The organism is Morganella sp. BCCO 40_0007, from assembly GCF_032989665.1.
Lineage (GTDB): Bacteria > Pseudomonadota > Gammaproteobacteria > Enterobacterales > Enterobacteriaceae > Morganella > Morganella sibonii.
Genome location: NZ_JAVBIN010000002.1, coordinates 411,010 through 433,944 on the forward strand (window position 1 = coordinate 411,010; position 22,935 = coordinate 433,944).

Here is a 22,935-nt window from a genome sequence, read left to right on the forward strand (position 1 = left end):
TAAGGAGATATCGTGCGACATCGCATTATCACGCTGTTGCTCGGGCTTGCGGTGCTGGTCACCGCAGGCTGCGGCTTCCATCTGCGCGGCACCACACAAATTCCGCCTGAACTGCAGAAAATGCAGATCAGTACCGGCGATCCGTATGGCGAACAGACCCGTGCTATCCGTCAGCAACTGCAGCTGAATAACGTACAGATTATTGAGAGCGGTGATGCCTCCGTCCCGGTACTGAAAATCACCGGTTCTTCCGAAGGTAAGGAAGAGACGGTATCCATTTTCCAGGACGGTAAAGCAGCTGAAAAAGAACTGGTTTATTTCCTGAATGCCCAGGTGATTATGCCGAACGGTTCGGTGTATCCAATCAATGTCCGCGTTGAGCGCTCATTCTTTGACAACCCGCTGGAAGCACTGGCAAAAGATGCGGAAAAAGACATGGTCCGCCAGGAAATGCGTGAACAGGCAGCTGCCCGTCTGGTCCGTAAACTGCTGATTATCCAGCCTTCAGAACAGCATAAACAGGCTGAAAATGCCGAAGCGGCTGAGATTGTCGCACCGAAGGCATGATAAAAGTTTCACCAGAGCAACTCATCACGCAGCTCCGTTCGGGGCTGCGTGAACGTTACCTCCTCTGGGGGAACGAACCCTTATTACTCCAGGAATCCCGGGATGCCATCCGCCATGCGGCGCAGGAACAGGGATTTGACGAGCACTTTACCTTTTCACTTGAACAACATACTGACTGGGATGCGATTTTTTCTGTCTGCCGGTCACTCAGTCTGTTTGCCGGACGGCAGACACTCTCGCTGTATCTGCCGGAAAACGGTCCCAACGCCGCAATGGGCGAACAGCTTCTCCGGCTCGCCGGATTACTGCATCCCGATATTCTGCTGATCCTGCGCGGTCATAAACTGACCAAAGCCCAGGAAAACAGCGCCTGGTTTAAAGCGCTGGCACAGGATGGCGTGTATATCGCCTGTATGACCCCGGATCTGAACCGGTTGCCGCAATGGGTCACTGCCCGGTCCGCACTGTTACAGCTTCAGCCGGACGAACAGGCTGTCCGTCTGCTCTGCTATTGCTACGAGGGTAACCTGCTGGCACTGTCACAGGCTTTATCCCGTCTGGCGCTGATTTATCCGGACGGAAAACTCACTCTGCCCCGCGTGGAAGCAGCCGTCAATGATGCGGCACATTTTACCCCGTATCACTGGGTGGATGCTCTGCTGGCAGGAAAAAGCAAGCGCGCCTGTCATATTCTGACTCAGCTTCTGGCTGAGGATAATGAGCCGGTGATCCTGCTGCGCACCGCACAGCGCGAAGTGATGCAACTGCTGACGTTACAGCGGGAAAGCCGTCATCAGCCGCTGCGCACACTGTTTGATAAGCACCGTATCTGGCAGAACCGCAGGGGAATGATAACAGATGCCCTGGGACGCCTTGATGCGCATACCCTGCAGGTGGCGATATCCCTGATCACCCGTATTGAAATCCGTCTCAAGCAGGATTACGGACAATCCGTCAGTGATGAGTTACTGACACTGACACTGCTTCTGAGCGGTAAAGCACAGACAGGACAGATCCTCTATGACGAACAACGCGGATAACCGGATTCTGGCGCTGTACGGCGGCACGTTTGACCCGATCCACCAGGCGCACATTAATACCGTAAAAGCCATGGCGGCGGAAGCCGGTCTGGAACAGGTTATTTTACTGCCGAATAATGTCCCGCCACACCGCCCGCAGCCGAAAGCCGATGCAAAACAGCGGCTGATGATGGCCAGACTGGCGGTCAGCGGTGATCCGCTGTTCCGGGTGGATGATCGCGAACTGCACCGTGACGCACTCTCCTATACCGTGGAAACACTGCGTCAGTACCGGTCAGAAATTGGCTCACGGCGGCCGCTGGCCTTTATCATTGGTCAGGATTCCCTGCTGTCGATTGATACCTGGCATGAATGGGACAAGATTCTGACCCTGTGCCATATACTGGTCTGCAAACGGCCGGGGTACACCCTGGATTTTCCGTCTGAACGGCTCGCAGACTGGTTTGTTCAGCATCTGATCACCACACCGGACAGCCTGCACAAAAGACCGTCCGGCTATATTTTCCTGGCCGATACCCCCCTGTTTCCGATTTCCGCCACCAATATCCGCGAACGGCTGAAAAACGGTGAAGACTGTCGTGATCAGCTGGCGCCCGCCGTTCAGGACTATATTCTGGCACAGGGACTTTACCGCTGACTCACCCTGCCTGCCGGGTTTTGGCAATCACAATCTCACGGATGCACACATCCTGCGGTTGCTGATAAGCAAACTGAATACAATCCGCGATTTTTTCCGGGTCCAGACCTGACTGAATCTCTTTTTTCCAGGTCTGGTAATTCTGCTTAATTTCTTCATTAGTGGTATGACTTAATAACGGCGTTTCCACCACCCCCGGTGCAATCGTGATTAAGCGGACATTTGCGGATGCCACTTCTTCACGGATATTTTCCGTAATAGCATGAACCGCAAATTTGGTACCGCAATACACGGAATGGCTCGGAAATGTTTTTCGTCCGGCAATCGAACTGATATTAATAATGGTCCCTTCCTGACGCTCAACCATATCGTGCAATACAATATTAATTCCGGTCAGAACACCGTTAATATTCACATCCACCATTTGCTGCCATTCTGCATAATCCTGATCATACGGATTATCCAGCAGCATGACGCCCGCACAGTTAATTAATAAATCCGTTTTGCCGTACAGGCTTTCCGCTTCGGCTATTGCTGCCTTCATGGCAGTAAGATCCGTCACATCCACGCTGCGGCACAGACTGTCCGGCAGATGAAACCCTTCGGTAATCTGACTGCGGCGTGCCAGTAATAATACCGGATGCCCTGCCTGACTCATTCGTTTTGCCACAGATTCACCGATACCGGAACTTGCACCGGTAATAACCACTAATTTTTTCATTGCATTTACCTTGAGAATATAAATAAAGTTGCATGATTTTATGCCTTGCATTACATATATCAAGAAGGCAGATTAATTTCACAAAGTAACCTGAAGGTAACTAATGGACGATAAAATAAAGAAAATTGTAGTGGTCAGTGAAATAGAAGTTACGCTGTCGGTTATCGGCGGGAAATATAAACCATTAATATTAAATTTATTATCTGAAAAAACCGTTCAGCGCTTTGGTGAAATACGGGCTTATATTGTCAATATTTCACAAAAAACATTAACCAATCAATTACGCGAAATGGAAGCAGATGGTTTACTTACCCGGACGGTCTTTGCCGAAGTGCCGCCCCGCGTGGAATACACCATTACAGATAAGGGCCGTTCACTGATCCCGATTCTGATGCTGATGTGTGACTGGGGCTATGAAAACATGGGCGATCGCTACACACTGCTGCGCCCGGAGTGTGACTGAACCGGTGCTGCCGTCTGTAATATTGCCTGATCGCATAAATAATCTATCTGATAATGACGGGCAGTGGTGAGTAACAGATGCTTCACCCCTTCCGCCGGACAGGTACCGGTGCGGTAAGCCTCAATTGCCTCACTCATCTGCTGCTTTTCTGCCGGACTCAGCAGGCGTTTAAAATAGCCCTGCATATGCATCAGCGCATTGGTCATATTGGCACGGGTCGCGGGATGTGAAAATGCGGTCAGCAGTTCCCGCTGCCAGACCGCAGCGGTTTCCGCCAGTTCGTCCGGCGATAATGTTCCCGCCTGTGACAACAACCGCCCGCTGCTTCTGTATATCTGTGGCGAATAAGCCATCAGTGCATATTTATAACGGCTATGCTCACGGATCAGTCTGCCCGCACTGAGCGGCGGATTCAGTACCTGCGCGAGCGCCTGCTGTACTGTCTGCCGCCATACTATCTCCTCCGGTTCTTCTTCCGGCTGCCGCTGATATGTCATATTTTCCGCCTTTTCATCTGTTATGGAGTGACTATAGTACAACACACACTGTTTCTGTTTTTCCTGCCCGTACATTTCCTTATATTTCTTTAATCTTTACTGCTTTGTATTCCCCCTGTTCGCTGTTATTCTTGCGGTGCCGGCGGCAACACAGGGCGAACCTCGCAAAATTACCCTGTGTAACGTAAAATAGCGATGATCCCCGGCACACAGCAACCCCGCGCCTGAACTGCATGGCGGTACTACTGACGGGGATGTGTTTCTGTTATCCATTAATCCGGAATAAGGTGAACCTTTTGCAAGGCACAGAATTGCTTGAGTTTATTATTGATAAACTCGAAGACTCAAAAGCGCAGGATATTATTACTATTGATGTACGCGGTAAATCCAGTATTACCGATCACATGATTATCTGTACCGGCACATCAAGCCGTCATCTGGCATCCGTGGCCGATAACCTCGTCACTGACTGCCGTCAGGCAGGTATGATACCGCTCGGCGTGGAAGGTCAGGGAATTTCTGACTGGATTGTTGTCGATCTCGGTGAAGCTATCGTGCATGTCATGCAGGATGAAAGCCGCCGTATGTATGAATTAGAGAAACTCTGGAGCTGAGTGTTGAAGTTACAGCTCATTGCCGTCGGCACCAAAATGCCTGACTGGGTCGAAACCGGATTTCAGGATTACCTCCATCGCTTTCCGAAAGATATGCCGTTTGAACTGACTGAGATTCCGGCCGGAAAACGGGGGAAAAACGCGGATATTAAGCGTATCCTGGAAAAAGAAGGCGAATTAATGCTGGCGGCAGCGGGCAAAGGTAACCGGATTGTCACACTGGATATTCCCGGCGCACGCTGGGATACTCCGCAGCTGGCCGGTCAGCTGGAACGCTGGAAGCAGGACGGACGCAATATCAGCCTGCTTATCGGTGGCCCGGAAGGCCTTTCGCCTGCCTGTAAAGCCGCAGCAGAACAGAGCTGGTCACTCTCCCCGCTGACCCTGCCGCACCCGCTGGTGCGTGTGCTGGTCGCAGAGAGTCTGTACCGCGCCTGGAGTATTACTGCCAATCATCCGTATCACAGGGAATAACCGCAGTGCCCGGTCTGAATCCGCCTGACGGCGATAAGAAAAAACATAAGCAACGGATGGATTTCCGCGATTACAGTGCGGAATCCGCCCTGTTCATCCGCCGTGCGGTGGTTGCGTTTATCGGTATTGTTATTTTATCTGCCGTACTGGTGGTGAATCTCTATCATCTCCAGATTAACCGCCATGAAGATTATCAGACCCGTTCCAATGATAACCGGATAAAACTGGTTCCTATTCCGCCGAGCCGTGGCATGATTTATGACCGCAGAGGCACTCTGCTGGCGGAAAACAGAACGATTTATCAGCTCGAAATCATACCGGAGAAGGTCACTGACATGCCGGATGTACTGAATGAGCTGCGCGAAATCGTTGACCTGTCCGACGAAGACATCGCAAATTATGAAAAAGAGCGCCGCCGTTCGCGCCGTTTTACCTCTATTCCGCTGAAAACCCCGCTCAGTCAGATTCAGGTGGCGCGGTTTTCGGTTAATCAGTACCGTTTCCCGGGACTGGAAATCAAAGGTTATCAGCGCCGCTTCTACCCTTACGGGTCCGCCCTGACCCATGTCATTGGTTATGTGGCCAAAATTAACGACAAAGATGTCGAACGTCTGGATAAAGACGGGATTTTACCAAACTATGCTGCCACCCATGATATCGGTAAGCTGGGTATTGAGCGCTATTATGAATCCGTCCTGCACGGCAAAACCGGCTATGAGGAAGTGGAAGTCAACAGCCGCGGCCGGGTGATCCGCCAGTTACACGAGCAGGCACCGCAGGCCGGGAAAGATATCTATCTGACGATAGATCTTGAATTACAGATGTATATCGAAAAACTGCTGACCACCAGCCGGGCAGCTGTCGTGGTCAGTGATCCGCGCAACGGTGAAATCCTGGCACTGGTGTCTAACCCGAGTTATGACCCGAACCTGTTTGTGAACGGCATTTCCGGCCCGGATTACCGGGGGTTGCTCAATAATCCGGATCGTCCGCTGATTAACCGTACGACTCAGGGACTCTATCCGCCGGCATCCACGGTGAAACCGTTTATCTCGGTGGCAGCTCTCAGTGAAAAAGTGATCACCCGCAACACCACCATTTTTGACCCAGGCTGGTGGCAGTTACCGGGTTCAGAAAAACGTTACCGTGACTGGAAACGCTATGGTCACGGCAATCTGAACGTGGTGAAATCGATTATTGAATCTGCGGATACCTTCTTCTATCAGGTGGCGTATGACATGGGGATCGACCGTCTGTCCGCCTGGATGACCCGCTTCGGTTACGGTGAATATTCCGGTATTGATCTGATAGAAGAATACAACGGTGTGATGCCGACACGCGAATGGAAACAGCGGCGCTACAAGAAACAGTGGTATCAGGGTGATACCATCCCGGTCGGGATCGGCCAGGGATACTGGACATCAACCCCCATCCAGATGTCAAAAGCGCTGAATACCCTGATAAATGATGGTGTGGTAAAAACGCCGCATCTGCTGCTCGGTACCAAAGAGGGTGACGGCATGCTGCCGTATGAGCAGAAAGACTATACTACTATCGGCGATATTCATTCAGGTTACTGGGAGCTGGCAAAATCCGGCATGTACGGCGTGGCTAACGCACCGAACGGCACCGGCCGCAAATTCTTTGCCGGAACACCATACAAAGCGGCCGCAAAATCCGGTACAGCACAGGTGTTCAGCTATGAAACCTATAACGCCAGCAAACTGGCGGAACGTCTGCGCGACCATAAATTAATGATTGCCTACGCACCTTACGATAACCCGACGGTGGCAGTGACTATCATTCTGGAAAACGGCGGTGCAGGCCCGGCAGTAGGGACCCTGGTCCGTCAGATCCTTGATCATGTCCTGCTGGGTGATAACAACACGGTGCTGCCTGATGCCCCGCCATCGCCGCCCGGCAGTGAAACTGAGTAATGCCCATGACTGATAATCCGCGCAAAGTATCTCTGATGACCCGCATGCACATCGACTTCCCGTTGCTGGTGCTGCTGCTGATCCTGCTGGTTTACAGTGCGTTTGTACTGTGGAGTGCCAGCGGGCTGGACACAGAAATGATGGAACGCCGCCTCGGGCAGATTTTCTCCGGTATCATTATTATGCTGATCATGGCGCAAATCCCGCCGCGGGTGTATGAAACCTGGGCGCCGCATCTTTATATTGTCTGTGTCATCCTGCTGATCTTTGTCGATGTGTTCGGGCAGATCAGTAAAGGCGCACAGCGCTGGCTTGATCTGGGCATTGTCCGTTTCCAGCCGTCTGAAATTGCCAAAATTGCGGTTCCGCTGATGGTGGCGCGGTTTATGAACCGCGACCAGTGCCCGCCGACCCTGAAAAATACGGCTATCGCCCTGCTGCTGGTGGTGGTACCGACATTACTCGTGGCTGCACAACCCGATCTCGGGACATCTATCCTGGTGGCGGCTTCCGGTATTTTTGTGCTGTTTCTGGCCGGTATGAGCTGGCGCCTGATCGCAATAGCCCTCCTGCTGCTTGCCGCCTTTATTCCGCTGCTCTGGTTTTTCCTGATGCACGATTACCAGCGCGGCCGTGTGATGATGCTGCTCGATCCGGAAACCGACCCGCTCGGTGCCGGTTATCATATTATTCAGTCAAAAATTGCCATCGGCTCCGGCGGGCTGGCCGGAAAAGGCTGGATGCTGGGCACCCAGTCCCAGCTGGAATTCCTGCCGGAACGTCATACTGACTTTATCTTTGCGGTCCTCGCGGAAGAGCTGGGGCTGGTCGGCGTGATCTTTTTACTGGTACTCTATCTGCTGATCATTATGCGCGGGCTGATGATTGCCGCCCGTGCCCAGAATACGTTCGGGCGGGTGATGGTCGGTGGCCTGATGCTCATCTTCTTTGTCTATGTGTTTGTGAATATCGGTATGGTCAGCGGGATACTGCCGGTGGTCGGTGTACCGCTGCCGATGATGAGTTACGGCGGCTCCGCTCTGATTGTATTAATGGCAGGGTTTGGTATTGTCATGTCAATTCATACACACCGTAAGATGCTGTCAAAAAGCTTATAATACATTACGAGGTTTTCATGCGTTTACAATGGATTGCGGTCACAGCAATGGCCGCCCTGCTGGCAGGCTGCCCGTCAGTGCAACAGCCGGTTAAACAGACACCGCCGCCGGGACCGGCAAAAGAGATTCTCGGCGCCGTACCGGCCTATGAGCCGCTGCATCCGGGCGCGAATAATGATTATGTCCGTAATGGTCAGCAATATCAGATTGTCCGTGATCCGGAAAACTTCAGTCAGCAGGGTTATGCCTGGATTTACGGCCAGGCGCAGAACGGCAACCGGACAGCCACCGGCGAGATCGTCAACAGCGCCGAACTGACCGCTTCCCACCCGACTCTGCCAATCCCGGGCTATGCACGTGTGACCAATATGGCGAATAACCGTATGATGGTGGTACGGATAAATGATCGCGGCCCGTATATGCCGGGCAAACAAATCGGGCTTTCCCGTGCGGTTGCAGATCGCCTGAACCTGCTGCCGAACACCAAAATTAAAATTGACCCGATTGTGGTCGCGGAAGACGGCTCTCTGAGCGGAACCGGGACTGTCGGCACCGTTGTCGCCAAACAGAGCTATGCCCTGCCGGGCCGCCCTGAGCTGGGAAAAACCAGTGCGCTGGGTACACCGGTAACCAACACCACCCCGGTCGTGCCGATCAACAGCCGTCCGGTTATGGCACAACCGCAGCCGGAATCCGCACTTATCCCTGTCGTGAAACAGCCCGCAGCACCGGCAGATGCGCAGACTGAAAATACAAACGCTCCCGCACCGCAACCGGTCACGGTGAGTGGTTACCGTGTCCAGGTGGGTGCGGTGGCCAGCGAGGAACGCGCATCACAATGGCAGAAAGAACTCAGCGGCAAACTGGGCGTACCCGGAATGACAGAAACCACAGGCGATATTTACCGTGTTCAGCTGGGGCCGTTTGCCAGCCGTGAACAGGCCGCAGAGGTTCAGGGACGCCTTCAGCAGCAGCTGAATATGAATTCATTTATCCTGGCACCGTAAAACAGGCTGTGATAACACTACGCGCTGTCATGGCACTTTGCTATGATAGCGTTTCTTTTTCACCGGCATCATCAATGTTGTTTTAACACTCATGAAATACGCAACGACTTATCAACACCGCGCCGGGCGGCTGGCCGCATTCGGCCTGACCCTGGCACTGAGCGCCGCAGCTTCTGCCGCTGATGTTCCGAATCTGAATACCACAATCCCGGCCGTACCGGATATTGAAGCGGAATCCTATATTCTGATGGATTACCACTCCGGAAAAATACTGGCTGAGAAAAATGCCGATATCCGTCGTGATCCCGCCAGCCTGACCAAAATGATGACCAGCTATGTCATCGGACAGGCGATGAATGCCGGAAAGTTCACACCGGAAACCATGGTCACTATCGGGGAAAACGCCTGGGCGACCGGTAACCCGGTGTTCCGCGGCTCCTCACTGATGTTCCTCAAACCGGGCGAACGCGTCAGCGTATCTGACCTGAGCCGCGGCATTAACCTGCAATCCGGTAATGATGCCTGTGTGGCGATGGCGGAATTTGTTGCCGGCGACCAGGATACCTTTGTCAGCCAGATGAATGCTTATGTGTCACAACTCGGCCTGAAAAATACCCATTTTAAAACCGTTCACGGCCTGGATTCCGAAGGTCAGTACAGTACAGCCCGGGATATGGCTCTGATTGGTCAGGCAATGATCCGTGACGTACCGAATGAATACGCTATCTATAAAGAGCGTTCATTCACCTATAATAATATTACCCAGCAAAACCGTAACGACCTGCTGGGTGATAAAAGCCTGAATGCGGACGGGATTAAAACCGGCCACACCAGCGGCGCGGGCTATAACCTGGTGGCATCAGCCATTGAAGGGGATATGCGTCTTATTTCCGTTGTGATGGGCACCAAATCAGCCAAAGCCCGTAATGCGGAAAGCAAAAAACTGCTTACGTGGGGTTTCCGTTTCTTTGAAACTGTCAAACCGATGCAGAAAGATAACCCGCTGGTCTCGGAAATCGTCTGGTTCGGGGATAAAGACAAAGTGCAGTTAGGCGTGGAAAATGATGTCTATATCACCATTCCGCGCGGCCGCCTGAAAGATCTGAAAGCCGGTTTTGTTCTGACCAATCCGGAACTGCACGCTCCGCTGGCCAAAAACCAGGTGGTCGGCACGATTAACTTCCAGCTCGACAACCAGATTATTGAAACCCGGCCGCTGGTCGTCACTGAAGCGGTACCGGAAGGTAACTTCTTCAGTCGTCTGATCGACTATATCCGCCTGCTGTTTCACCGCTGGTTCGGCTGAAGACTTGAAATCAGATGAACTATCCCCATATTTAATTCATCTGAAGTTTTGCTTTATTAAGGAGCACCCATGAAAACCAAACTTGATGAACTGTTAGAGTTCCCCTGCTCATTTACCTACAAAGTGATGGGTGCCGCTGAACCGGAATTAGTGAATGATGTTCTGGAAGTGATTCAGCGCCACGCGCCGGGTGACTACAGTCCGTCAATCAAACCGAGCAGCAAAGGAACCTATCATTCCGTTTCTGTGACGATTGATGCGACACACATCGAGCAGATCGAGAATCTGTACGAAGAATTAGGCGCGTTAGAACGTGTCAGAATGGTGTTATAACACTGTCATTTCTTCATCATTTCAGGCCGCCTTTCAGGGCGGCCTTTTTTTTATCCCGCTGAACATTTTATGCCCGTCACTGGTACGTATTTGCCGTGCGCGTTATACTGCTGACCCGGCATACCGAACTGAAGATATCATTTTGCAAAATAACACCATCATTTTACGTCAGCTGGGCCTGCGGCCTTATCATCCTGTTTCCGAAGCCATGCACCAATTTACTGAGCAGCGTACGGCGGACACCGGCAACGAGATCTGGCTGGTCGAACATGAGCGCGTTTTTACCCAGGGACAGGCCGGTAAAGCAGAACACGTCCTGGCACCCGGCGATATCCCGGTGATCCAATCCGATCGCGGCGGCCAGGTGACGTACCACGGCCCGGGACAGCAGGTCATGTATGTGATGATTGACCTTAAGCGTGACAAAATCGGTGTGCGCGAACTGGTATCCGCCCTGGAAAATGCCGTGGTTGAAACCCTGAAACAGTGGAATATTGATGCTTATCCGCGCCCGGACGCCCCCGGCGTTTATGTGGCGGGTAACAAAATCTGTTCACTCGGTCTGCGTATCCGTAACGGCCGCTCATTCCACGGGCTGGCGCTCAATATCAATATGGATCTTGAACCTTTTCACCGCATTAATCCCTGTGGTTATGCCGGTCTTGCCATGACGCAAATGGCTGATTTTGTTCCCGGTATTACCCTTGCGGATGTTCAGCCTGTGCTGACCGCACAATTCTGCCGGCAATTAGGATTCCAACTTGCCACAGAATAGTGATATAATTTTTTTAACATTTTTAAAAAGATTTTTAAAAGATTGATGATATTGTTACATTCAGCAGACAGGCCGTCACCACGGCGCTCATCAATCACAATCCGATGAATCTAACCGGAAATGACATAAACATGAGTAAACCAATTCAGATGGAGCGCGGTATCAAGTACCGCGACGCCGATAAAATGGCGCTTATCCCGGTCAAAAACCTGGTATCAGAGACGACCGAACGATTACGCAAACCAAGCTGGATGAAAATCAAACTTCCGGCCGATTCCCATAAAATCAAGGGGATCAAAGATGCAATGCGCCGTAACGGCCTGCATTCTGTCTGTGAGGAAGCCTCCTGCCCGAACCTGAGCGAATGCTTTAACCACGGTACCGCCACGTTTATGATCCTCGGGGCTATCTGTACCCGCCGCTGCCCGTTCTGTGACGTTGCCCACGGCCGCCCGAATGCGCCGGATACCAACGAGCCGCAGAAACTGGGTCAGACCATCAAAGATATGGGACTGCGCTATGTGGTGATCACTTCTGTTGACCGTGATGACCTGCGTGACGGCGGCGCTCAGCACTTTGCTGACTGTATCACCGCTATCCGCGATCACAGCCCGGCCATTAAAATTGAAACTCTGGTGCCGGACTTCCGCGGCCGTATGGATAAAGCGCTGGAAATCCTGACCGCCACCCCGCCGGATGTTTTCAACCACAACCTGGAAAACGTACCGCGTGTTTACCGCCAGGTACGCCCGGGCGCGAACTATGACTGGTCGCTGAAGCTGCTGGAACGCTTTAAAGAAGCACATCCGGAGATCCCGACAAAATCCGGTCTGATGGTCGGTTTAGGCGAAACCAACGACGAGATCCTGGATGTTATGCGCGACCTGCGCCGCCACGGCGTCACCATGCTGACGCTGGGCCAGTATCTCCAGCCGAGCCGCCACCACCTGCCGGTTCAGCGTTATGTCAGCCCGGAAGAGTTTGAGGAAATGAAAGCCGAAGCCATGGCGATGGGCTTCACCCACGCTGCCTGCGGCCCGTTTGTCCGCTCTTCTTACCATGCTGATTTGCAGGCCAAAGGCGAAGAAGTTAAATAATTTCCCGCCGTTCTGTGAATACCGGAAACCGCCGCTGCAAAACGGCGGTTTTTTTATGCCGCTCCGGTGATGACGCTGGTAACAGCTCAATGATATATGTCTTTTGTGCTCTGCCTCTCTGCCGCTATTCCCACCACTACTGATACTGATTATGATGCGTGCCATAACACATTAATAATGAGTAAATTATGAAACGTAGTGGCGTTTTATGCCTGACAGCACTGGCTCCCGCCGTCTGGGGCAGTACTTACCTGGTGACCACCGAAATGCTGCCCGCAGGCTACCCGATGACTGTCGCCATGCTGCGCGCTTTACCGGCCGGTCTGCTGCTGATGCTGTTTATCCGTCAGTTGCCGAAAGGGATCTGGTGGGGGCGGATTTTCGTGCTCGGCGCGCTGAATTTTGCCGTATTCTGGTGGCTGCTGTTTGTCTCAGCCTATCGTCTGCCGGGCGGCGTGGCTGCAACGGTCGGCGCTATTCAGCCGCTGATTGTGCTGCTGCTCTCCCGTATGGTGCTGGGAAATGTGCTGAAACCGCTGGCGGTGATCGGCGCACTGTGCGGGATAGGCGGGGTGGCACTGCTGTTACTGACGCCGCAGGCAAAACTTGACACCATCGGTATCATTGCCGGGTTAGCCGGTGCCTTCTCCATGGCCGCCGGTACGGTACTGAGCCGCCGCTGGCAGCCTGATGTCTCACCGCTGACCTTTACCACGTGGCAGCTCACTGCGGGCGGATTGCTCCTGCTCCCGGTCTCTCTGCTGCTCGAACCGGCACTGCCGCCGCTGACACTGCTCAATATCAGCGGATTGCTGTATCTGGGGCTGATTGGTGCGGCACTGACGTATCTGTTCTGGTTTCGCGGACTGGCGATCCTCGGACCGAATTCAGTCGCATCACTCGGTTTTCTCAGCCCGCTGACTGCCGTATTGCTGGGCTGGTTTGTGCTGGATCAGCAACTGAGCCTGTTGCAGTGTGCCGGTGTTGTGGTGGTTATCGGCAGTGTCTGGCTCAGTCAGGTCGCTAACCGGCGCTGATATAAAAAAAACCCGTTACTATGGTGAGTAACGGGTTTTCGTCACGGTAATGTCGAATTAAAATAACGGCTACGGTATAGCGAGTTACAACTTAAATCGAGACAACGTTTGCAGCAGACGGGCCTTTTGCGCCATCAACGATTTCAAATTCCACTTTCTGGCCTTCTGCCAGTGTTTTGAAACCATCATTCAGAATTGCAGAGAAGTGAACAAACACATCTTTGCTGCCGTCTTCCGGAGTGATAAAACCGAAACCTTTTGCTTCGTTAAACCACTTCACGTTACCTTTGCGCTTTGACATTCAAAAAAACCTTTTTACAAGTGATAGTATTTCATCAGTACCCGGCCAGTCATCATCAGACTGTATTGATCCTGCCGGGCAATCTGGTTCGATACTAAACTACCCGTCGGATAATGGTATTCTGAGTGATATTTCGCTGATATACCAGAGGATTTGTCCTGGTTATTTCAGCGGACAATTGTATTTATCCCTCAGATGATCCCTTCATGGCGCAGCAGCCACTGCTTGATATCCAGGCCACTGCTGTATCCGCCCATTGAGCCGTCGTGGGCAATCACCCGGTGGCACGGGATAATCAGACAAATCGGGTTACGCCCGTTTGCCATACCGACCGCGCGGCAATAATTAGCCGATCCCAGTTTTAATGCCAGATCTTTATAGGACCAGGTGATCGCAAACGGAATCGTTGATAACTGCGCCCACACCCTGGTCTGGAATTCCGTACCGTACGGATTAAGTTTTACACTGAAATCCTGCCGTTTCCCGGCGAAATATTCATCCAGCTCATGAATGCACTGTCTGATATGCGGATTATCACTGTCTGTCTGCTCCGGTGCAGTATCATCAAATCCCAGTTCAGTGATCCCCTGCTCATCCGCACTGATAATGATAAAACGGCGCGGAAATCCGGTTGGAGCCTTTATATAAGTCGTCGCCATACGTTTGCCCTTTGTGCTGGTTTTGCTATAGCAAAACCTAATTATGATAAAGAGACAAACATCATTTACGTCATTCATCTCACAACAGAGAAAATAACGAGGCAAATGAATTCATGCAAGTCAGTTCACCGGAAAATGATATCCCGGCGGACTGATTTATGACGAATGATGAGACAGCTGATTATTTCAGCCAGTCGGCGACGGCCTCATACGTGCCGCGAAAGAGGATGCGATCGGCTTTTTTACTCAGCTGATAGCGGTACATCGGGTCATAATATTCTTCCAGAAGCGGACACAGCCACGAGAAATGCGCTTCTGTATTGCCGCTGCGCCACTGCTCCGCGAGGGCACTATCGAGCAGCGCGGTCAGTTCTGCCGCACGCTGTGTGCCGAGCCGCCTCCGGATAGCAGACAGCCCGTGATGCAGATACTCACTGTATGCCTCACGTCCCTTTTCTTCGCCGTATGCGGCGGTGAAATCACAGGTCATGCGGTCAAAATACTCTTCTTTCAGGCGTTCCAGACGGCGCTCAAACGGATCTTCCACCACCACCAGCGACGCCTGTGCCATTTGTGCCCGCAGCGGTTCCGGCAGACCGTTAGCCCCGATAGCGCGGCCCTCATCTTCCAGCACCCAGCGGGTACAGGTTTCTTCTTTTTTTATCATCGCAGCAGCGAGATGGTTTTCAAATGTCGCCTGGGCAAACTGCGCCTCCAGCGTGCGGCCGAAAGACGATCCCCGGTGATGCGCCAGCCCTTCCAGATCAATACCGTCCGCCAGTTCGCCCACCAGTGTGGTTTTACCGCTGCCGGTGCAGCCGCCGATCAGAATAACCGGACGTGCCACCAGCTCTTCCGTCACCTGAATGACCGCCTGGCGCAATGCTTTGTAACCACCGGTGATCAGCGGGTATTCCGTCCCGGCCTCCCGCAGCCACTGCTGCACGATATGCGAACGCTGCCCTCCGCGGGCACAGCAGAGATACCCCTGCGGATATTCTGTACAGGCCGCCAGCCAGGCCGTCATCCGCTGCTCACGGATTTCACCGCTGACCAGCTGATGCCCCAGCGCAATCGCCTTTTCAGATCCCTGCTGCTTATAGCAGGTGCCGACAGCCGCCCGCTCCTCATCATTCATCAGCGGCAGGTTATGTGAAGCCGGCATCGCTCCCTGACTGAATTCGACCGGTGCGCGGACATCAATCAGCGGAGTATCAGAAGCAAGAAGTGTGCGGATGGTTCGGGAAGACGGGGCTAATTCCATAATAAATGTGTGATTTCAGTTCAGGTGCCAATAGATTCAGCTGTCTGTAAAAGACAGTTCAGATTTTTTTATTGTACGCCTGCCCGCGGCATTTGTCGCTGCGGATTTTCCGCCGCCGCATACTCACCGTGCGGACAGTTCATCGCGCATTTACTCACATCCGGATTAATAATAGTGATAATCATTCAAATTACAAAAGCACCATATATAGTGTGGTTGATATATTTAAAATCTACATATAGTATTCGAGACACAGCTAACCCACGATATCTGCTCATAACGGGCAGCCATAACCAAGGGATACCACCATGACAGTGACTATCTACAGCAAACCCGACTGCGTACAGTGCAATGCCACCTATCAGATGCTGACACGGAAAAATATCCCGTTCAGTGTCATCGATATCACTCAGGATGAACAGGCGTATCAGCATGTCCGCACACTGGGCTATCAGCAGGTGCCGGTGGTGATCGCCGGTCAGGAACACTGGGCCGGGTTCCGTCCCGACAAACTCGCCGCCCTCTGAGCAGCATATCCCCGGAGGCACCATGACTACACAGGCACTGATTTATTTTTCCACCCGTTCAGAAACCTGTCACCGGTTCACTGAAAAGCTGGGAATTCCGGCCACCCGGCTGCCGGAAGACGGGAATCTGGCTGCCACACAACCCTTTGTGCTGCTGGTACCGACCTACGGCGGCGGCCATCACAATGGTGCGGTACCGCGTCCGGTGATCCATTTTCTGAACCGCCCTGAGAACCGGGCATTGCTGCGCGGGGTGATTGCCGCCGGTAATACCAATTTTGGCCGCGCTTATGCCATTGCCGGTGACATTATCTCCGCCAAATGTCAGGTGCCGTTTTTATACCGCTTTGAACTGCTCGGCACGCAGGCGGATGTGGATAACGTCCGCCGCGGCTTACACCATTTCTGGCAGCAGCAGGCCGCTGAATCCGCCTGCTGAATGCTGCTTATCTGATACCGGAATAACACGATGACCACTGAATACACGGATTACCACGCCCTGAATGCCATGCTCAATCTGTATGATACAGAGGGAAAAATCCAGTTTGATAAAGATGTGACGGCCGCACACCACTACTTCCGTCAGCATGTTAATCAGAACACCGTGTTTTTCCATAATCTGCGGGAAAAACTCGATTTTCTGATTAATGAAAACTATTACGAAGCTGATGTTATCGGACAATATGATTTTGAATTTATTAAAAATTTGTTCCGGCAGGCGTACAGTAAAAAATTCCGCTTTGCGACTTTCCTCGGTGCCCTGAAATATTATACCGGCTATACCCTGAAAACCTTTGACGGCCAGCGTTATCTGGAGCGGTTTGAAGATCGCGTCTGCATGGTGGCGCTGACGCTGGCGCGGGGAGATACGAAACTGGCAGAACATCTGCTGGAAGAGATCATCAGCGGACGTTTTCAGCCCGCCACCCCGACGTTCCTCAACTGCGGCAAAAAGCAGCGCGGGGAGTTTGTCTCCTGCTTCCTGCTGCGCATTGAGGATAATATGGAATCCATCGGGCGCAGTGTGAACTCGGCGCTGCAACTCTCGAAGCGCGGCGGCGGTGTGGCGTTTCTGCTGACCAACCTGCGCGAATCCGGCGCGCCGATCAAACTGATTGAAAACCAGTCCAGCGGCGTGGTGCCGGTGATGAAGATGCTGGAAGATGCCTTTTCTTACGCCAATCAGCTGGGCGCGCGTCAGGGAGCCGGAGCCGTGTATCTGCATGCGCACCATCCTGATATCCTCACGTTTCTCGATACCAAACGGGAAAACGCGGATGAAAAAATCCGCATCAAAACGCTGTCCCTCGGTGTGGTTATCCCGGATATCACCTTTGAGCTGGCCAAAAACAACGAGCCGATGTATCTCTTCTCTCCGTACGATGTGGCGCGGGTGTACGGCAAACCGATGTCAGAACTGAGCATCTCAGAGCACTATGCGGATATGGTGAATAACAAGGCCATCCGCAAGCGCAAAATCAATGCCCGTGAATTTTTCCGTATCCTGGCGGAGATCCAGTTTGAGTCCGGTTATCCTTACATCATGTTTGAGGATAATGTGAACCGGGCCAACCCGGTCGCCGGTTACATTAATATGAGCAATCTCTGCTCGGAGATCCTCCAGGTCAACAGCGCCAGTGAATACAACGACGACCTGAGCTACCGCCACACCGGCCGTGATATCAGCTGTAACCTCGGCTCGCTGAATATTGCGAAAATGATGGATTCCCCGGATTTCGCCCGCTCCGTTGACATCGCCGTACGCGGACTGACGTCGGTATCGGATATGAGTGAAATACGCAGTGTGCCGTCCATTGATCACGGCAACCGCGGCTCTCATGCCATCGGGCTCGGGCAGATGAACCTGCACGGCTATCTGGCGCGGGAGCATATCCATTATGGTTCGGAAGAAGGTATTGATTTTACCAATATCTATTTCTTAACCATCGCCTACTATGCCCTGAAAGCCTCAAATCAGCTGGCAATTGAGCGGCAGCAGACATTCCGCAATTTTGAACAGTCAGCCTATGCCAGCGGGGAATACTTCAGCAAATACATTACGCAGAAATGGGAACCGGCGACAGAAAAAGTCCGCGCCCTGTTTGCGGATGCCGGGATTACCGTCCCGTCGCAGGCAGACTGGCAGCAGCTGAAAGAGAGTGTCATGGCGCACGGGCTGTACAACCAGAACTTACAGGCGGTTGCGCCGACCGGATCGATTTCCTATATCAATCACGCAACCTCCTCCATTCATCCGATTGTAGCCCGCATTGAGATCCGCAAAGAAGGTAAGCTTGGCCGCGTCTATTATCCTGCGGCGTATATGACCAACGATAACCTTGAATATTACCGCGACGCCTACGAAATCGGGCCGGAAAAGATCATCGATACTTACGCTGCTGCCACACAGCATGTTGATCAGGGCTTATCCCTCACCCTGTTTTTCAGTGATGAGGCATCCACCCGCGATATCAACCGTGCACAGATTTACGCCTGGCGCAAAGGGATAAAAACCCTCTATTACGTGCGCCTGCGCCAGTCCGCGCTGGAAGGCACCGAAGTGGCGGGCTGTGTTTCCTGCGCCGTATAACCCGTTTTTAAGAGATATGATATGACCACATTAAGCCGCATTTCCGCGATCAACTGGAACCGGATTGAAGATGACAAAGACCTTGAAGTCTGGAACCGTCTGACCAGCAACTTCTGGCTGCCGGAAAAAGTCCCGCTCTCCAATGACATTCCGTCATGGCAGACGCTGACCCCGGCAGAGAAGCAGCTGACTATCCGTGTCTTCACCGGGCTGACCCTGCTGGATACTATTCAGAACACAGTCGGTGCACCGGCGCTTATCCCGGATGCCCTGACACCGCATGAAGAAGCTGTGCTCTCCAATATCAGCTTTATGGAGGCGGTGCATGCCCGCTCTTACAGCTCGGTTTTCTCCACGCTCTGCTCCACACAGGAGATTGATGACGCCTACCGCTGGAGTGAGGAGGAACCGACACTGCAAAACAAAGCGGCGATTATTCTCGGTTACTATCGTGACCCGCACCCGCTGAAAAAGAAAGTCGCCAGTGTGTTTCTGGAATCCTTCTTATTCTATTCCGGCTTTTATTTGCCGATGTACTGGTCAAGCCGCGCCAAACTGACGAATACTGCCGATCTTATCCGCCTGATTATCCGTGATGAGGCAGTACACGGCTATTATATCGGTTATAAATTCCAGCGTTCATTACAGAATTATGACGAGCAAACCCGTAAAGAAATAAAGGAATTTACGTTCAGTCTGTTATTTGATTTATACGAAAATGAAGTCAGTTATACACGGAAATTATATGACGGTGCAGGGTGGTCTGAGGATGTGATTAAATTCCTGCATTACAACGCAAATAAAGCACTGATGAATTTAGGTTATGAAGCACTGTTTCCGGAGAGTGTGACGGATGTCAGCCCGGCAATATTATCGGCGCTGTCACCGGATGCCAACGAGAATCACGATTTCTTTTCCGGCTCCGGTTCTTCTTATGTGATCGGCAAAGCGGTGAATACCGAAGATGAGGACTGGGATTTTTAAATCAATAATTTCCGTTTAAGTGTCATGTGAAAAACACCGGTTTTATTAATGCACTGATATTACAGCATATTTATATCAGTGCATTTTTTGCTCATAAAACAACCTGAATTATCAATTTTTCCGGAGCTATTTTCCGGTTATTGGGGTATTTTTATCGAGTTATTTTTAAACTTAACCTAAATATCCGTTATCACGGCATTAATTACATATCATTATTAATAAGTATGTTTAATGTGGCGTGATTTTTTTTCCCTGTTTTCGGGAGAAACATCACAACTTACTGACGCCGGTATTATGCGGCAAAATATCATCATATTCTCTTTTCAGGTATTCCGGATAAAAAGCGGCTAAAACAAGCGCCTGGTTAACTTTCCGGGGATATCCCTGTCTTATTCCCCGCAAATAATTCATATATTAATAAACCAGTGTATTTACCGGATATCAGTGATTTTACACTAAAAATATATCCGCTGTTTTTGATTAATTCTCATAAACAAGGGGTTGTCAGCATTATCTCGTATGCTAGGGTAAATAACGTTTTTTTTCAGGGAGAGGATTCACATTTACCCATTTCACATCCACGTTATTCTGAATGGATATACTGCATGGCAATAAAACTCGAAGTTAAAAATCTCTATAAAATATTCGGTGAGCACCCGAAACAGGCATTTGAATTATTAGAACAGGGCCTGGACAAAGAACATATCTTTGAAAAGACCGGTGCTACCGTCGGCGTACAGGACGCCAATCTGGCCATTGAAGAAGGCGAAATATTCGTCATCATGGGACTGAGCGGTTCAGGGAAATCCACCTTAGTTCGTCTTCTCAATCGCCTGATAGAACCGACCCGCGGCCAGGTGCTGATCGACGGCGAAGATATCGCTGTGATTTCCGATCAGGCACTGCGCGAGGTGCGGCGCAAAAAAATCAGTATGGTGTTCCAGTCCTTTGCTCTGATGCCGCATATGTCGGTTATCGATAATACCGCATTCGGCCTTGAACTGGCCGGGATGAGCAAAACCGAACGTCATGAACGCGCGCTGGATGCGCTGAAACAGGTCAACCTGGAACAGTGGGCAAATTCCTATCCGGATGAGCTGTCCGGCGGGATGCGTCAGCGGATCGGGCTTGCCCGCGCACTGGCAAATGACCCGGATATCCTGCTGATGGATGAGGCGTTCTCCGCCCTTGACCCGCTGATCCGCACCGAAATGCAGGATGAGCTGCTGAGTCTCCAGGGGGATAAACAGCGTACCATCGTCTTTATTTCCCATGACCTCGACGAAGCTATGCGTATCGGCGATCGTATTGCCATTATGCAGGGCGGTGTTGTGGTGCAGGTCGGCACACCGGATGAGATCCTCAATAATCCGGCCAATGATTATGTCCGCACGTTCTTCCGCGGCGTGGATATCAGTCATGTGTTCAGCGCCAAAGATATTGCCCGCCGCCGTGCGGATGCGCTGCTGCATGTGGCACCGGGCTTCGGCCCGCGTTCGGCACTGAAAGTGCTCAATGATGATGATCGTGAGTACGGCTATCTGATTGAACGCGGACAAAAATTTGCCGGTATTGTTTCTGTTGCCTCTCTGGAGGCGGCACTGAAAGCGAAAAAACCTATCACAGATGCCATTCTGAGCGAGCCGCAGGCGGTCAGCGCCGACACGCCGCTGAATGAGCTGCTGACCGTTGTCGCGCAGTCACCGTGTGCAGTTCCGGTGGTCGGCAACAACAACCGCTATGCCGGGGTTATCTCAAAAGGGATGCTTTTGCAGGCTTTAGATAAGGAGACGCCGAATGAGCCGGAATAATCAACAGGATACAGAGCTTGATCCATGGGCGGCAACGTCAGAACAGGATACTTCATCAGCACAAACAGCCCCGGATGCCGCAGACAGCAGTGATCCGTGGGGAAGTGCCGCCGATACCGGCGGTGCGGATGCCGACCCGTGGGGCGGCGCGGCTGACAGCGGCAGTGACTGGCTGGATGCCGCACCGGCGGATACCGGTCCCGCCTTTGACTGGGCAAACCCGTTTGACCACTCGCTGATCCCGTTTGACAGCTGGGTGACCGATGCCATCAACTGGATTGTGCTGCACTTCCGCCCGGTTTTTCAGGGTATCCGTGTACCGATCGACTTTGTGCTCACGACCTTTGAACAGGGGCTGACCGCCATTCCCGCGCCGATCGCGATTCTTATTTTTGCCCTGCTCGCCTGGCAGATGAGCGGCAAAGGACTGGGGCTTGCCACCGTGGTATCACTGACCTTTATCGGTGCCATCGGGGCATGGAACGAGGCGATGGTGACTCTGTCACTGGTTCTGACCGCCCTGATGTTCTGTATTATCATCGGTTTACCGACAGGTATTGCCCTGGCGCGGCATGAACGCGCCGCAAAATTTATCCGTCCGCTGCTTGATGCCATGCAGACAACACCGGCCTTCGTCTATCTGGTGCCGATTGTCATGCTGTTTGGTATCGGTAACGTACCGGGCGTGGTGGTAACGATTATCTTCGCCCTGCCGCCGGTGATACGCCTGACTATCCTCGGTATCCGTCAGGTGCCCGCCGACCTGGTGGAAGCGGCTGAGTCCTTTGGTGCCAATCCGCGTCAGATGCTGTTTAAAGTACAGTTACCGCTGGCGATGCCGACCATCATGGCCGGGATCAACCAGACACTGATGCTGGCACTGTCAATGGTGGTTATCGCCTCCATGATCGCCGTCGGTGGCCTGGGGCAGATGGTACTGCGCGGTATCGGCCGTCTGGATATGGGGCTGGCGTCCGTCGGTGGTGCCGGAATTGTCATTCTCGCCATTATTCTTGACCGCCTGACGCAATCTCTCGGGAAAGATTCCCGCAGCAAAGCCGGCCGCCGCTGGTATCACACCGGCCCTGCCGGGCTTATCACCCGTCCGTTCCGCCGCGCGCCGTAATCCGCGGCAGCGGCAGGGAGTTTCCGCTCCCGCTCATTATCACCCTGCCG

General features: G+C 52.4%; 25 protein-coding genes. 20 read left to right on the forward strand and 5 right to left on the reverse strand.

Annotation, left to right across the window (positions count from 1 at the left end):
- Positions 1–12 precede the first annotated feature (12 nt).
- Genes lptE through nadD form a run of 3 tightly spaced genes read left to right on the forward strand, consistent with a single transcriptional unit; the run spans position 13 to position 2,244 of the window.
- Positions 13–567, forward strand: a complete 555-nt coding sequence (gene lptE / locus R5268_RS03990) for an LPS assembly lipoprotein LptE (protein WP_107680533.1) — start codon at positions 13–15, stop codon at positions 565–567.
- The gene (gene holA, locus R5268_RS03995) at positions 564–1,607 is read left to right on the forward strand and encodes a DNA polymerase III subunit delta (RefSeq protein ID WP_317418627.1); all 1,044 of its coding nucleotides are present in this window, start codon (positions 564–566) and stop codon (positions 1,605–1,607) included. Before lptE ends, holA begins: the two co-directional genes overlap by 4 nt.
- Positions 1,588–2,244 (forward strand): nicotinate-nucleotide adenylyltransferase, encoded by a 657-nt coding sequence (nadD, locus tag R5268_RS04000; protein ID WP_317418626.1) that lies wholly within the window; start codon positions 1,588–1,590, stop codon positions 2,242–2,244. Before holA ends, nadD begins: the two co-directional genes overlap by 20 nt.
- A 1-nt stretch (position 2,245) precedes the next feature.
- On the opposite strand, the gene R5268_RS04005 is transcribed toward nadD, so the two are convergent.
- Positions 2,246–2,965, reverse strand: a complete 720-nt coding sequence (locus tag R5268_RS04005) for an SDR family oxidoreductase (protein WP_052926256.1) — start codon at positions 2,963–2,965, stop codon at positions 2,246–2,248.
- Positions 2,966–3,068: 103 nt separating this feature from the next.
- Here R5268_RS04005 and R5268_RS04010 point away from each other — a divergent pair, with 103 nt between their 5' ends.
- Positions 3,069–3,428 (forward strand): winged helix-turn-helix transcriptional regulator, encoded by a 360-nt coding sequence (locus R5268_RS04010; RefSeq protein WP_046893672.1) that lies wholly within the window; start codon positions 3,069–3,071, stop codon positions 3,426–3,428.
- Here the strand turns inward: R5268_RS04010 and R5268_RS04015 are convergent.
- A complete protein-coding gene (locus tag R5268_RS04015; protein ID WP_317418625.1) occupies positions 3,398–3,925 on the reverse strand; it encodes a YbgA family protein in 528 nt (175 codons plus the stop codon). The two genes, R5268_RS04010 and R5268_RS04015, sit on opposite strands and share 31 nt — an antisense overlap.
- A 287-nt stretch (positions 3,926–4,212) precedes the next feature.
- Between R5268_RS04015 and rsfS the strand changes: the two genes are divergently transcribed.
- The 10 genes from rsfS to R5268_RS04065 all read left to right on the forward strand — a co-directional run bounded on the left by rsfS (position 4,213) and on the right by R5268_RS04065 (position 13,623).
- Entirely contained in the window at positions 4,213–4,539 is a 327-nt protein-coding gene (rsfS, locus tag R5268_RS04020) for a ribosome silencing factor (RefSeq protein WP_317418624.1), read from the forward strand.
- 3 nt (positions 4,540–4,542) lie between these two features.
- On the forward strand, positions 4,543–5,013 hold the full coding sequence (rlmH, locus tag R5268_RS04025; RefSeq protein WP_004235593.1) for a 23S rRNA (pseudouridine(1915)-N(3))-methyltransferase RlmH: 471 nt from the start codon (positions 4,543–4,545) through the stop codon (positions 5,011–5,013).
- 56 nt (positions 5,014–5,069) lie between these two features.
- On the forward strand, positions 5,070–6,950 hold the full coding sequence (gene mrdA, locus R5268_RS04030; RefSeq protein ID WP_317418778.1) for a peptidoglycan DD-transpeptidase MrdA: 1,881 nt from the start codon (positions 5,070–5,072) through the stop codon (positions 6,948–6,950).
- Between the two features lie 5 nt (positions 6,951–6,955).
- The gene (mrdB, locus tag R5268_RS04035; RefSeq protein ID WP_107680414.1) at positions 6,956–8,068 is read left to right on the forward strand and encodes a peptidoglycan glycosyltransferase MrdB; all 1,113 of its coding nucleotides are present in this window, start codon (positions 6,956–6,958) and stop codon (positions 8,066–8,068) included.
- A gap of 17 nt (positions 8,069–8,085) precedes the next feature.
- Positions 8,086–9,075 carry an endolytic peptidoglycan transglycosylase RlpA gene (gene rlpA, locus R5268_RS04040; RefSeq protein ID WP_317418623.1) on the forward strand — a complete coding sequence of 330 codons (990 nt, stop codon included), beginning with the start codon at positions 8,086–8,088 and terminating at the stop codon, positions 9,073–9,075.
- Between the two features lie 91 nt (positions 9,076–9,166).
- Positions 9,167–10,381: a D-alanyl-D-alanine carboxypeptidase DacA gene (gene dacA, locus R5268_RS04045; protein ID WP_218455190.1), complete on the forward strand. Its 1,215-nt coding sequence runs from the start codon at positions 9,167–9,169 to the stop codon at positions 10,379–10,381.
- A gap of 69 nt (positions 10,382–10,450) precedes the next feature.
- Positions 10,451–10,714 carry a DUF493 family protein YbeD gene (ybeD, locus tag R5268_RS04050; protein WP_046893668.1) on the forward strand — a complete coding sequence of 88 codons (264 nt, stop codon included), beginning with the start codon at positions 10,451–10,453 and terminating at the stop codon, positions 10,712–10,714.
- Positions 10,715–10,856: 142 nt separating this feature from the next.
- Complete coding sequence (lipB, locus tag R5268_RS04055) at positions 10,857–11,489, forward strand: lipoyl(octanoyl) transferase LipB (protein WP_317418622.1); 633 nt, start codon at positions 10,857–10,859, stop codon at positions 11,487–11,489.
- A 131-nt stretch (positions 11,490–11,620) separates the two neighbouring features.
- Complete coding sequence (gene lipA, locus R5268_RS04060; RefSeq protein WP_317418621.1) at positions 11,621–12,586, forward strand: lipoyl synthase; 966 nt, start codon at positions 11,621–11,623, stop codon at positions 12,584–12,586.
- A gap of 188 nt (positions 12,587–12,774) precedes the next feature.
- A complete protein-coding gene (locus R5268_RS04065; RefSeq protein WP_107680378.1) occupies positions 12,775–13,623 on the forward strand; it encodes an EamA family transporter in 849 nt (282 codons plus the stop codon).
- A gap of 91 nt (positions 13,624–13,714) precedes the next feature.
- Here the strand turns inward: R5268_RS04065 and cspE are convergent, their stop codons facing one another.
- From cspE to mnmH, 3 genes are all read right to left on the reverse strand, one after another.
- Positions 13,715–13,924, reverse strand: a complete 210-nt coding sequence (gene cspE / locus R5268_RS04070) for a transcription antiterminator/RNA stability regulator CspE (protein WP_004235583.1) — start codon at positions 13,922–13,924, stop codon at positions 13,715–13,717.
- A gap of 191 nt (positions 13,925–14,115) precedes the next feature.
- The gene (locus R5268_RS04075) at positions 14,116–14,583 is read right to left on the reverse strand and encodes a methylated-DNA--[protein]-cysteine S-methyltransferase (RefSeq protein WP_107680379.1); all 468 of its coding nucleotides are present in this window, start codon (positions 14,581–14,583) and stop codon (positions 14,116–14,118) included.
- A gap of 181 nt (positions 14,584–14,764) precedes the next feature.
- Positions 14,765–15,847 (reverse strand): tRNA 2-selenouridine(34) synthase MnmH, encoded by a 1,083-nt coding sequence (gene mnmH / locus R5268_RS04080; protein ID WP_317418620.1) that lies wholly within the window; start codon positions 15,845–15,847, stop codon positions 14,765–14,767.
- A 308-nt stretch (positions 15,848–16,155) separates the two neighbouring features.
- On the opposite strand from mnmH, the gene nrdH reads away from it, so the two are divergent.
- The 6 genes from nrdH (at position 16,156) to proW (ending at position 22,885) form a co-directional block, all read left to right on the forward strand.
- Positions 16,156–16,374 carry a glutaredoxin-like protein NrdH gene (nrdH, locus tag R5268_RS04085; protein ID WP_046893662.1) on the forward strand — a complete coding sequence of 73 codons (219 nt, stop codon included), beginning with the start codon at positions 16,156–16,158 and terminating at the stop codon, positions 16,372–16,374.
- Positions 16,375–16,396: 22 nt separating this feature from the next.
- Positions 16,397–16,813 (forward strand): class Ib ribonucleoside-diphosphate reductase assembly flavoprotein NrdI, encoded by a 417-nt coding sequence (nrdI, locus tag R5268_RS04090; RefSeq protein ID WP_052926261.1) that lies wholly within the window; start codon positions 16,397–16,399, stop codon positions 16,811–16,813.
- Positions 16,814–16,843: 30 nt separating this feature from the next.
- The gene (gene nrdE / locus R5268_RS04095; protein WP_317418619.1) at positions 16,844–18,964 is read left to right on the forward strand and encodes a class 1b ribonucleoside-diphosphate reductase subunit alpha; all 2,121 of its coding nucleotides are present in this window, start codon (positions 16,844–16,846) and stop codon (positions 18,962–18,964) included.
- Between the two features lie 21 nt (positions 18,965–18,985).
- On the forward strand, positions 18,986–19,948 hold the full coding sequence (gene nrdF / locus R5268_RS04100; protein ID WP_004235573.1) for a class 1b ribonucleoside-diphosphate reductase subunit beta: 963 nt from the start codon (positions 18,986–18,988) through the stop codon (positions 19,946–19,948).
- Between the two features lie 605 nt (positions 19,949–20,553).
- Positions 20,554–21,759, forward strand: a complete 1,206-nt coding sequence (proV, locus tag R5268_RS04105) for a glycine betaine/L-proline ABC transporter ATP-binding protein ProV (RefSeq protein ID WP_046893659.1) — start codon at positions 20,554–20,556, stop codon at positions 21,757–21,759.
- The gene (gene proW, locus R5268_RS04110; protein WP_317418618.1) at positions 21,746–22,885 is read left to right on the forward strand and encodes a glycine betaine/L-proline ABC transporter permease ProW; all 1,140 of its coding nucleotides are present in this window, start codon (positions 21,746–21,748) and stop codon (positions 22,883–22,885) included. Before proV ends, proW begins: the two co-directional genes overlap by 14 nt.
- The last annotated feature ends 50 nt before the right edge of the window (positions 22,886–22,935 follow it).

Coding starts and splice junctions, on each gene's coding strand:
- nrdH (WP_046893662.1), top strand. CDS start 16,156: ATGACAGTGACTATCTACAGCAAACCCGACTGCGTACAGTGCAATGCC.
- R5268_RS04065 (WP_107680378.1), top strand. CDS start 12,775: ATGAAACGTAGTGGCGTTTTATGCCTGACAGCACTGGCTCCCGCCGTC.
- R5268_RS04005 (WP_052926256.1), bottom strand. CDS start 2,965: ATGAAAAAATTAGTGGTTATTACCGGTGCAAGTTCCGGTATCGGTGAA.
- R5268_RS04015 (WP_317418625.1), bottom strand. CDS start 3,925: ATGACATATCAGCGGCAGCCGGAAGAAGAACCGGAGGAGATAGTATGG.
- R5268_RS04075 (WP_107680379.1), bottom strand. CDS start 14,583: ATGGCGACGACTTATATAAAGGCTCCAACCGGATTTCCGCGCCGTTTT.
- proV (WP_046893659.1), top strand. CDS start 20,554: ATGGCAATAAAACTCGAAGTTAAAAATCTCTATAAAATATTCGGTGAG.
- mnmH (WP_317418620.1), bottom strand. CDS start 15,847: ATGGAATTAGCCCCGTCTTCCCGAACCATCCGCACACTTCTTGCTTCT.
- nrdE (WP_317418619.1), top strand. CDS start 16,844: ATGACCACTGAATACACGGATTACCACGCCCTGAATGCCATGCTCAAT.
- proW (WP_317418618.1), top strand. CDS start 21,746: ATGAGCCGGAATAATCAACAGGATACAGAGCTTGATCCATGGGCGGCA.
- cspE (WP_004235583.1), bottom strand. CDS start 13,924: ATGTCAAAGCGCAAAGGTAACGTGAAGTGGTTTAACGAAGCAAAAGGT.
- dacA (WP_218455190.1), top strand. CDS start 9,167: ATGAAATACGCAACGACTTATCAACACCGCGCCGGGCGGCTGGCCGCA.
- R5268_RS04010 (WP_046893672.1), top strand. CDS start 3,069: ATGGACGATAAAATAAAGAAAATTGTAGTGGTCAGTGAAATAGAAGTT.
- lipA (WP_317418621.1), top strand. CDS start 11,621: ATGAGTAAACCAATTCAGATGGAGCGCGGTATCAAGTACCGCGACGCC.
- nrdI (WP_052926261.1), top strand. CDS start 16,397: ATGACTACACAGGCACTGATTTATTTTTCCACCCGTTCAGAAACCTGT.
- holA (WP_317418627.1), top strand. CDS start 564: ATGATAAAAGTTTCACCAGAGCAACTCATCACGCAGCTCCGTTCGGGG.
- rlpA (WP_317418623.1), top strand. CDS start 8,086: ATGCGTTTACAATGGATTGCGGTCACAGCAATGGCCGCCCTGCTGGCA.
- nadD (WP_317418626.1), top strand. CDS start 1,588: ATGACGAACAACGCGGATAACCGGATTCTGGCGCTGTACGGCGGCACG.
- ybeD (WP_046893668.1), top strand. CDS start 10,451: ATGAAAACCAAACTTGATGAACTGTTAGAGTTCCCCTGCTCATTTACC.
- mrdB (WP_107680414.1), top strand. CDS start 6,956: ATGACTGATAATCCGCGCAAAGTATCTCTGATGACCCGCATGCACATC.
- mrdA (WP_317418778.1), top strand. CDS start 5,070: ATGGATTTCCGCGATTACAGTGCGGAATCCGCCCTGTTCATCCGCCGT.
- nrdF (WP_004235573.1), top strand. CDS start 18,986: ATGACCACATTAAGCCGCATTTCCGCGATCAACTGGAACCGGATTGAA.